Origin of the sequence: Haloarcula sp. H-GB4, assembly GCF_030848575.1 — an archaeon.
In the GTDB taxonomy this organism is placed as follows: Archaea; Halobacteriota; Halobacteria; order Halobacteriales; family Haloarculaceae; genus Haloarcula.
The window spans coordinates 1,621,857-1,630,189 of record NZ_JAVDDX010000001.1 but is presented as its reverse complement, the minus strand read 5'-3'; the positions used below and the strand labels follow the sequence as shown (position 1 = coordinate 1,630,189).

10 protein-coding genes are annotated in these 8,333 nt (G+C 61.3%); 5 read left to right on the top strand and 5 right to left on the bottom strand.

Annotated features, from left to right (window positions below; all coding sequences use genetic code 11):
• The first annotated feature begins 131 nt into the window (after nt 1-131).
• Together RBH20_RS08325 and RBH20_RS08320 are read left to right on the top strand one after the other, a co-directional pair.
• Nucleotides 132-551 (top strand): CopG family ribbon-helix-helix protein, encoded by a 420-nt coding sequence (locus RBH20_RS08325; RefSeq protein ID WP_306707416.1) that lies wholly within the window; start codon nt 132-134, stop codon nt 549-551.
• A 100-nt stretch (nt 552-651) separates the two neighbouring features.
• Entirely contained in the window at nt 652-1,563 is a 912-nt protein-coding gene (locus RBH20_RS08320) for a PLP-dependent cysteine synthase family protein (protein ID WP_306707414.1), read from the top strand.
• A gap of 33 nt (nt 1,564-1,596) precedes the next feature.
• Here RBH20_RS08320 and RBH20_RS08315 read toward each other — a convergent pair whose 3' ends face one another.
• Genes RBH20_RS08315 through cyaB form a run of 4 tightly spaced genes read right to left on the bottom strand, consistent with a single transcriptional unit; the run spans nt 1,597 to nt 5,203 of the window.
• Nucleotides 1,597-2,136 carry a DUF5804 family protein gene (locus tag RBH20_RS08315; RefSeq protein ID WP_306707412.1) on the bottom strand — a complete coding sequence of 180 codons (540 nt, stop codon included), beginning with the start codon at nt 2,134-2,136 and terminating at the stop codon, nt 1,597-1,599.
• Between the two features lie 27 nt (nt 2,137-2,163).
• Nucleotides 2,164-3,351: a tRNA sulfurtransferase gene (locus RBH20_RS08310; RefSeq protein WP_306707410.1), complete on the bottom strand. Its 1,188-nt coding sequence runs from the start codon at nt 3,349-3,351 to the stop codon at nt 2,164-2,166.
• A gap of 47 nt (nt 3,352-3,398) precedes the next feature.
• Nucleotides 3,399-4,601 (bottom strand): methionine adenosyltransferase, encoded by a 1,203-nt coding sequence (locus RBH20_RS08305; RefSeq protein WP_306707408.1) that lies wholly within the window; start codon nt 4,599-4,601, stop codon nt 3,399-3,401.
• Nucleotides 4,602-4,660: 59 nt separating this feature from the next.
• On the bottom strand, nt 4,661-5,203 hold the full coding sequence (gene cyaB / locus RBH20_RS08300) for a class IV adenylate cyclase (protein ID WP_306707406.1): 543 nt from the start codon (nt 5,201-5,203) through the stop codon (nt 4,661-4,663).
• An 80-nt stretch (nt 5,204-5,283) separates the two neighbouring features.
• On the opposite strand from cyaB, the gene RBH20_RS08295 reads away from it, so the two are divergent.
• The 3 genes from RBH20_RS08295 to RBH20_RS08285 all read left to right on the top strand — a co-directional run bounded on the left by RBH20_RS08295 (nt 5,284) and on the right by RBH20_RS08285 (nt 7,699).
• A complete protein-coding gene (locus RBH20_RS08295) occupies nt 5,284-6,312 on the top strand; it encodes a threonine/serine dehydratase (protein WP_306707404.1) in 1,029 nt (342 codons plus the stop codon).
• Nucleotides 6,313-6,391: 79 nt separating this feature from the next.
• The gene (locus tag RBH20_RS08290; RefSeq protein WP_306707403.1) at nt 6,392-7,333 is read left to right on the top strand and encodes a peptidylprolyl isomerase; all 942 of its coding nucleotides are present in this window, start codon (nt 6,392-6,394) and stop codon (nt 7,331-7,333) included.
• Between the two features lie 165 nt (nt 7,334-7,498).
• Nucleotides 7,499-7,699 (top strand): hypothetical protein, encoded by a 201-nt coding sequence (locus tag RBH20_RS08285; RefSeq protein WP_004960683.1) that lies wholly within the window; start codon nt 7,499-7,501, stop codon nt 7,697-7,699.
• Nucleotides 7,700-7,701: 2 nt separating this feature from the next.
• Here RBH20_RS08285 and RBH20_RS08280 read toward each other — a convergent pair whose 3' ends face one another.
• Nucleotides 7,702-8,331 carry a hypothetical protein gene (locus RBH20_RS08280; protein ID WP_004960685.1) on the bottom strand — a complete coding sequence of 210 codons (630 nt, stop codon included), beginning with the start codon at nt 8,329-8,331 and terminating at the stop codon, nt 7,702-7,704.
• Between the last annotated feature and the right edge of the window lie 2 nt (nt 8,332-8,333).

The following is an 8,333-nucleotide window of genomic DNA, read 5'->3' as shown; positions in this document are numbered from 1 at the left end:
CAGATCATAGCTATCAGCACAGCAAGCCGGTCGTTTACAAGATACGAGCTAGCGGTAGCGCTATCCGGGGTGATTCCAGTCTGTGCGGGCGGATATGAACTATTAATACTCCAACGGCGCCGAGTTAATACATGGGCGTTGTTAGTATCTCGATGCCGGACGAACTGGAGGAGCGAATCGACACGTTCGCCGACGAACACGGGTACACGGGTCGCAGCGAGGTCGTTCGGGAAGCGGTCCGGAATCTGATGGGGGAGTTCGAGGACAAGCGGCTGGAGGACCGCGAACTGATGGCGATCGTCACTGTGTTGTTCGACTACGAGACGACAACCGTTGAGGAGAAAATGATGCATCTCCGTCACGACCACGAGTCCATCGTCGCGTCGAACTTCCACAGTCACGTCGGCGACCGGTACTGTATGGAACTATTCGTGCTGGAGGGACAGCTAGATGACATTTCCGCATTTGTCGGCAAAGTCCGTGCCACGAAAGACACGCTGTCTGTCGATTACTCGGTGCTGCCAGTTGATGACATCAACATGTTCACGTGAGAGGGTGTCGACGCTGGAAAGAGCTGCCACGTCTCGGAAGTCCGCGAACCGTTTGAGACCTTCAGTAGGCGTTTAAGTCGGGGCCGCGTAGCCGGCGGCGATGAAAGACTCTATTCTCGATACGATCGGGTCCCCGCTGGTCTCGGTTCGCGCACCGGAGGGGGCAACTGTTGCAGCGAAAATCGAGTCGTTCAATCCCGGGGGGTCCGCGAAGGACCGACCGGCGAAGTACATGATTGACTCCGCTGAGCGGAACGGCATGCTCGAACCGGGTGATACGCTCGTCGAACCGACGAGTGGCAACACCGGTATCGGGATGGCGATGGTTGGAGCGACGAAGGGGTACGACGTGGTGCTAGTGATGCCGTCCTCCAAGTCGCCGGAGCGCCGACAGATAATGAAGGCTTACGGTGCGGATATCGAACTAGTTGAGGGCGATATCTCCGACGCGAAAGAGCGCGCAAACGAACTCTGCGAGCGCGACGACTACGTCCAGCTCCGGCAGTTCGAGAACTCGGCGAACCCGACAGCGCACTACGAGACGACGGGTGAGGAGATACTCGAACAGGTGGGCGACCGGACCGTCGACGCGCTGGTCGCGGGCGTCGGCACTGGTGGCACACTCACTGGGACCGGCCGTCGGTTGCGTGAGGCGTTCCCCGAGATGGATATCGTCGCGGTCGAGCCGGCGGACAACGCTGTACTTTCGGGGATGGACCCGGGTACTGGTGAAGACAGCTTCCAGGGAATGGGGCCGGGGTTCGTCAGTGACAATCTCGATACCGATCTGCTAGACGACGTGCTGACAGTCGAACTCCCGGATGCAGAAGACGAGTGCCGGCGACTCGCCCACGAGGAGGGCATCCTCGTCGGCCAGTCCTCGGGTGCGTCGAACCTCGCGGCAAGAGAGGTAGCTGAGCAACTCGTCGCGGACGACGTTGACGACCCGCTCGTCGTCACAGTCTACTGGGACAGCGGCGAGCGGTATATGTCGACCGGAATGTTCGACTGAAACCGGTCTGTTTTGCGCGCAGCGTAACCCGGGTCAGGCACCGAACTCCGACTCGGTCACTCTAACGATGAGCGTTTCATCCACGTCTTGAAGATCGTACTCGGGAATCGTGTTGCCAGTCCGTGTCAGGAGCATCGGCTCGACCAGTTCCGGTGGGCCATCGGCTTCCATCGCCTTCGTGTCGAGTGTTGACACTTCTTCGGTCTGGGTTTCATCGTCAGCGTCGCTGGTCCTGTCCGGCTCGACGATACCGTACACCTTGAGGAAGCGCCCGGTGTCTTCGGGCGCAATGTCATCGTCCCGTATCGCCGCGGCGAGGTTCCGAGAGAGCCACTCAGTCTCACTAATCGATGGATCCCGAACGAATGCGGCGTTCGCGAAGCGGACGAGATACCAGTTCAAGTCGTTGAGCAGCGCCACTGCCGCTCCGAGGCTCACGGTGTCGATGGCGACGGTATTCGCGAACGGTTCCTGCAGGTCGTAGGTGGCAAGTGCGTTCCGCGCAGTCTCGCGAGAGAGGAGTTCGTATCGAAGGTTCACGTCGTCGCTCCCGACGAGACAGACCTGCGTCATGACTCAATCCTGGCCCGCCCCGGAAATTTAGCTTTCGATGGGGACGACAGTGCGGTCCTGAACACAGGCTTCGGCGCGCTCGAACAGGCCGTCGGGTTCGGCCGCCCGGACCGCTTCTAGCGTGGCATTGGTTTCCGGGTGCGATGGTGCGACACGGTTGCAACCGGTGTCGATTGTCGAGTCCTCAAAGGTCCCGATAGTTCGCGCATGATTGGTTATGTCGGACTTGTCGACGGTGAGGTTCGGTCGGTGCACCGGGAGTGTGGTCGCGGCATCGGTGACGGCAATGTTCGCGCTCGTCTGGCTGGATTTCTGCCCGATAGCTTCGCCGGTGACGATGCCGACAGCGTCGCAGTTGTGCGCGATACCCTCGGCGACTGTGAGCATGAACCGGCGGAGCACGAGCATTCGAAGCGCCCCGAGATTTTTCGAGAGGTCGGTGACGACGTCACCGGCGTCAACGACGTTGATGGACAGGTCGTGCCCGGGAGCGTACGAGGCAAGCGTTTTGACGGTCGAAACGGCTCGCGCCCGGTGGTCGGGGCCACCGTAGTCACCGAGGTCGACGTAGACTGGAATCACAGGTGCGCCGCGTTTCATGAGCTTCCAGGCGGCGACAGGCGAGTCGATACCACCACTGATGAGGGCGACAACGGGCCGCTGAGTTCCGAGCGGGAGTCCGCCCGGGCCCGAACGTTTCTCACAGAAGACGTACGCCTCGTCCGCGCGACACTCGACGAACAGTTCGAAATCGGGGTCGTCGAGGTCGACAGCGGGATCGCCGCCCAGTTCATCGATTGCCTCCCAGACGGCGGTCCCGCCGTCGGATTCGATGTCTGTACTCGAAAAGGGATGTGCGTCCGCCGGCCCCGCCCGGCGAGCGTTGACAGCGAAAGCGCCACCATCGTACTGTTCTCGCGTGGTTGCGGCCAGTGCCGCTTCGATTGCAGACAGCGTCGGTTCGATGGTCGTGACCGCCGAGGCGGAGGTGACGCCAAACGTGTCGGCCGCGGCTGCGGTCACACCCTCTGGTTGGTCAGTGTGGATAAACAGTCGGTTCCGGCGCTGTTCAATGTCTCCTGACAAGCCGCGCGCGTCGAACATTGCGCGGAGATTGTCCGCCAGCTGCTGCTCCATCTTTCGACGGACTTGGTCGCTCTTGACGCCGAGTTCTCCGTGGCGAACGAGCACGCTGTCGGCGTCTGACGGATGCATACCCGCGAGTTGACTATCGGTGAGTAAAGGGGTGTCGCCTCGGTGTCTTAGAACGTCGAGAGGTCGCCCTCAATGACCTGCCGCGTGATGTCGGTCACGTCGGCCAGTTCGTCGTCGATTGTGGCCTGAATGTCAGATTCAACATCGCCGACCGCGATACCGTCTTCTGTGATTACTGTCGCGTCGGCGACGTGGGGCTCGTCAATCGGTGACCCGATCTGTGAGAGCAGACGCATCTGGACCTGTCGGATGCCGTCGACCTCATTTGCGACGGACTGTGCGATAGCTGTCGAGAGGAGATTGTAGATCTTCCCGATGTGGTTGACGGGGTTCTTCCCCGATGTTGCTTCCATGCTCATCGGGCGGTTCGGGGTAATAAGGCCGTTCGCGCGATTCCCGCGCCCGACAGAGCCGTCATCGCCTTGCTCGGCACTGGTCCCGGTGGTGGTGAGATAGATGGACTCGGCGTCGTAGTCGTCGGCCGTGTTGACGTGGACCGTTACGTCCCGGTCAGTGTACTCCTCGGCGAGATCGGTGACGAACGCCTGAACGTCCGAAACTGCGGTTTTGTACGCATCGAGGTCCGGAACGTGTTCATCAACCATCGCAACGGCCACGGTCACGTCGATGTGGTCGCCTTCGCGTTTGCCCATCACCTTCACGTCTTGGCCGACGACTGGGTTGGACTCTGCGTATTCGCCGGTCAATCGCTGTTCGGTGTTGCGGACGATCTGTTCAGTTTCGGTTAGCGGAGCGTGGCCGACGCCGTAGCTGGTATCGTTCGCCATCGGAATTGCTGCTTCCTCGCCGAACACGGTCTGGAGGTCGCCCGACCCTTCGCCGAACTGAACGTCGACGATGACATCGGAGCCGAGATCGAGGTGGGGGAATTGCTCGTCGAGGTAGTCGCGTGCGGCCCGGAGGGCGATACTTTCAGCCGGGATGCGTTCGCCGTCGAACTTCTTTGTCGCTCGGCCGACGACCAGGATGTAGATCGGCTCAAGCACTTCGCCGCCGCCGTACGCGGGGGCGGCAGTGCCGGCGACAAGCTGTGTCTCGTCTGTGTTATAGTGCAAGACTGTACCGAACCGGTCAATGTACGTCTGTGCCAGCGCACGCGACACTGTCTCCGCGATGCCGTCACAGATGGAGTCTGGATGGCCGATACCCTTGCGCTCTACGACTTCGATGTCCTGATCTTCTACGGCAAGCCCGCTCGCAGGTTGGACGTGGATGTTCCGCTCGGTCATTGCCTCGACTTCGTCTGGCCGGGTTCTATAACTTACGGGAACAGATAATAACGGAATGATTACTCGTTCGCATCGCTAAGTAGCATGCCGAGATAGGAGGTCCGCTGCTGGTCGTTGGGGTTCAGACCGAGGTCCTGAAGCACCTCGTAGGCTTCTTCTCGGACGGGTTCGATATCGCCGTTGGTTTCGCGCTCGACTTCGACGAACTCGCCGACATCGTCGACAGCGTCGAGCGTGACGTCGTACTCTCGAACTTCGTAGACTCGGCGGTTCTTCCGGACTGTCGCCGCGGGCTCGAAGCCGAGGTGCTGGACGATAGTGCTGATTTCGTCGCCGTCCTCGACGCCCGTTTCGAACTCTTCTCGGCTCTTCGACTCTGCTTCGAGGAGTGGCCCCTTGTAGGTGACTTTCGCGTTCGTTACTCCTTTTCTGGTTTCACGGCGAACCCGGAACGCCTCGTCTGTCTCAGCGAAATCCCGGTGGGGCGCATCGTAGTACGTGTCCGTCTGTATCACCGTATCGACCTGCTCGGATCCGAGTTCGTCGAGTCGCTCCGCGACAGCCTCGATATCCGCTGGCACTTTCACCTCGACTTCGTACATACTGTGGGGCTGGGCCGGGCTGCTGAAAAACGCTCCCGTCGACCGCGCCCTTTACTGTGTCCGCTCTCCCGGGTAGTAGTATGGCCGGTCGCTACGAACCGATCGACTCCCCGGATGAGACGACCCTCTTTCCGTATCACGACCTGACACCGCCGACAGTTGCAACGGTCGCGCGCGCCCGGCAACGCATCCGACAGCATCTTCCAGAGACACCCTTGGTCCGCAGCGAAGCCCTCTCAGAAGCCCTCGACGCAGATGTCTTGCTCAAGCGCGAGGACACGCTCCCGACTGGCGCGTTCAAAGTCCGTGGCGGCGTGAACCTCGTTGCGTCCCTTGACGAGGAGTTCCACGACGCTGGACTGCTCGCTGCGAGCACGGGGAACCACGGGCAGTCTATCGCGTGGGCTGGCCGCGAGTTCGGCATACCAGTCACCATCGGTGTCCCCGAAGAAGCCAATGCAGGAAAGGTCGATGCGTTGGAGCAACTCGGTGCAGAAGTTATCCAGTACGGGGAAGACTACGACGAGGCCCGCGAACACATCGAGGACTTGGCGACCCAGCGTGCGGCGCGCTACGTCCACTCGGGTAACGAACCGAAGTTGCTCGCCGGCGTCGGCACAGCAGGCCTCGAAATCCTCGATGAACGACCCGACGTTGACCGCGTGTTCTGTCCTGTCGGTGGCGGTACCGCCGCAGCCGGGTACTGCGTCACGCTCGGGGCGATGACCGACGCCGCTGTCGTCGGCGTGCAGGCCGCTGGCGCGCCCGCGGTGTACCACGCTTGGCAGGACGAGACGCTGGAGGCTCTCGACAGCGTCGACACCATTGCCGAGGGCGTCGCAACCCGGGTTCCGTTCGCGCTCCCGACCGAAATCCTGCAGTCGGGACTTGCCGATTTCCGGCTCGTATCCGAAGACGCCATTACCGACGCCGTGGCACGCCTGTTCGAGACAGACCGCATCGTCATGGAAGGGGCCTGTGCGACCGCTGTCGCCGCAGCGCTTCAGGCTGGTGACGAACTACGGGGCGAGACAGTCGTTCTCCCCATTTCGGGACGGAATATCGACCGAGAGAAGTTTGACCGACTGCTGGCAGAGAGCGAGTACTAGCTGGTCACTTCGGAAGTCTTTCGATCGCTGCTGACCGGGAAACGTTGTCCTTAAGAGTGCCACGACTGACGAACAGGGTATGAGCAACGAGTCTGAGACTGACGTAGACGAGGAGACCGCAGACGAAGAAGAACAGGCGGAGGGACTTCAGAAAGGCGATGTCGTCAAGCTCGCCTACACCGCCCGCACCGTCGACGGCGGCCAGCTTGTCGACACGACCGACGAAGAAGTCGCCGAAGACGACGGTATCGACACCGAACAGCAGGAGTTCGGCCCGCGCACCATCGTGCTGGGCGAGAACCACATCTTCCCGGATGTTGAGCAGGACATCTACGGCAAGGAGGTCGGCGACGAGGGCGACGTGACCGTCGCGGCTGCCGACGCCTTCGGCGAGTACGACGAGGAAGAGGTCCGGACGGTCTCGAAAGACAAGATCCCTGAGGACGACCGCTACCCTGGCGCACACGTCGACCTTGAGGGCGAACACGGCCACGTCGAGACCATCATTGGCGGCCGCGCGCGAGTGGACTTCAACCACCCGCTGGCCGGAGAGGACGTCGAGTACGACTACGAAGTCCTCGAAGAGGTCACGGACCGCGAGGAGAAGGCACAGGGCATCATCCAGATGATGCTCGACATGGAGCTCGACGTGTGGTTCGAGACCGACACCGTCGAAGAAGAACAGGTCGTCGAGAGCGAGGACGACGAAGACGAAGAGTCCGAGCCCGAATACGAAACCGTCGAAGTCGAGAAGGAAACGCTCTACATCGAGGCGACGCCGCAGTTGACGATGAACCAGCAGTGGATGATGGGCAAGCAGCAGATCGCCCAGCAGCTCACGCAGCTACTCGATATTGACCGCATCATCGTGCAGGAAGAGATCGGTGGCGGCGGCATGGGCATGCCCGGCATGATGGGCGGCATGGGCGGTGCCGGCGGCGCTGACATCGAAGATGCGCTGGAAGATGCCGACGTTGACGCCGAAGAGATCGTCGAAGAGATCGAAGGCGCCGAAGAGTAACTGCACAGCGAGCACGCGAGCGGTTCTACGGTGCTGAGCGACAGCGAATGGGGTTGCGGTATCGAGCGGTAGCGGGCGGTTTTACCGTTCTAGGCGCTAGCGACTGCCACTTTCTGACGGCCAATACGGGAGAACCGTTATACGCACGACACGTCATCACTACGCATGCGAGTGTCGTTGGTGTACCCGTCACTGCTCGCGCTCCCGCCGGGAATTGCGTTTGGCGTCGGCACGGTCGTGCTGACTGGAAGCACCGGCGCAGGATTGGCAGCAGGCGTCGGCGTTGGTCTCGGACTATTCTTGTTGATACTCGTCGGCACTGAGTTCGGCTCGACGGACAGAGAGCCACGGCCCGGCGGCGAATAGACTCAGGCGATGTCGCGGCTCGTATCGATGCTGACCTCTTCGACGAGATTGAGCTTGATGATGTCGGTGGGGGCGCGCCCGCCGCGGAACTTCGGAATCGCGAGCCGGTTTTCGACCTCATCACCGTTCGTTGTGGTGTTGAGCTGGAACACCACGTCAGCGAAGTGCTCGGTCGTATCCCGGAGCGGTGGCACGTCACGGCCATCGAGACAGTGGACAATAGCGAGGCTCCCAGTGTTGACGATGTGGTTCTGCAAGTCGTTCATGAACGCGCGAAAGCGCGAGTGTGGCTCCTGAGCTTCCAGCACGTCGAGTGGGTCGACGATGAGGTTCGATGTCTCCGGCAGCGCCGAGACGAGCTTGCCGGCGTTGTCGAGGGGCGCCTCACCGGAAATGTGCCGTACCGTCGGGTCCCCGGTGTTAGCCGGCGTCTGCTCAATGCTCGCAATGACTGATTCGGCGGTCCGGTCGAGCGACAGCCACAGCGTCCCGCGCGTGGCGGTAAGTTCGTAGAGGAACAGTTCCGCCTGGCTAGCCGGCTGGGCAGAGAGCACGACGATGCTCCCTGCAGGGATGCCACCATCGAGTTTTCTGTCGAGGACATCGATCCCCGTTCGCAACCGGTTGGCCATAC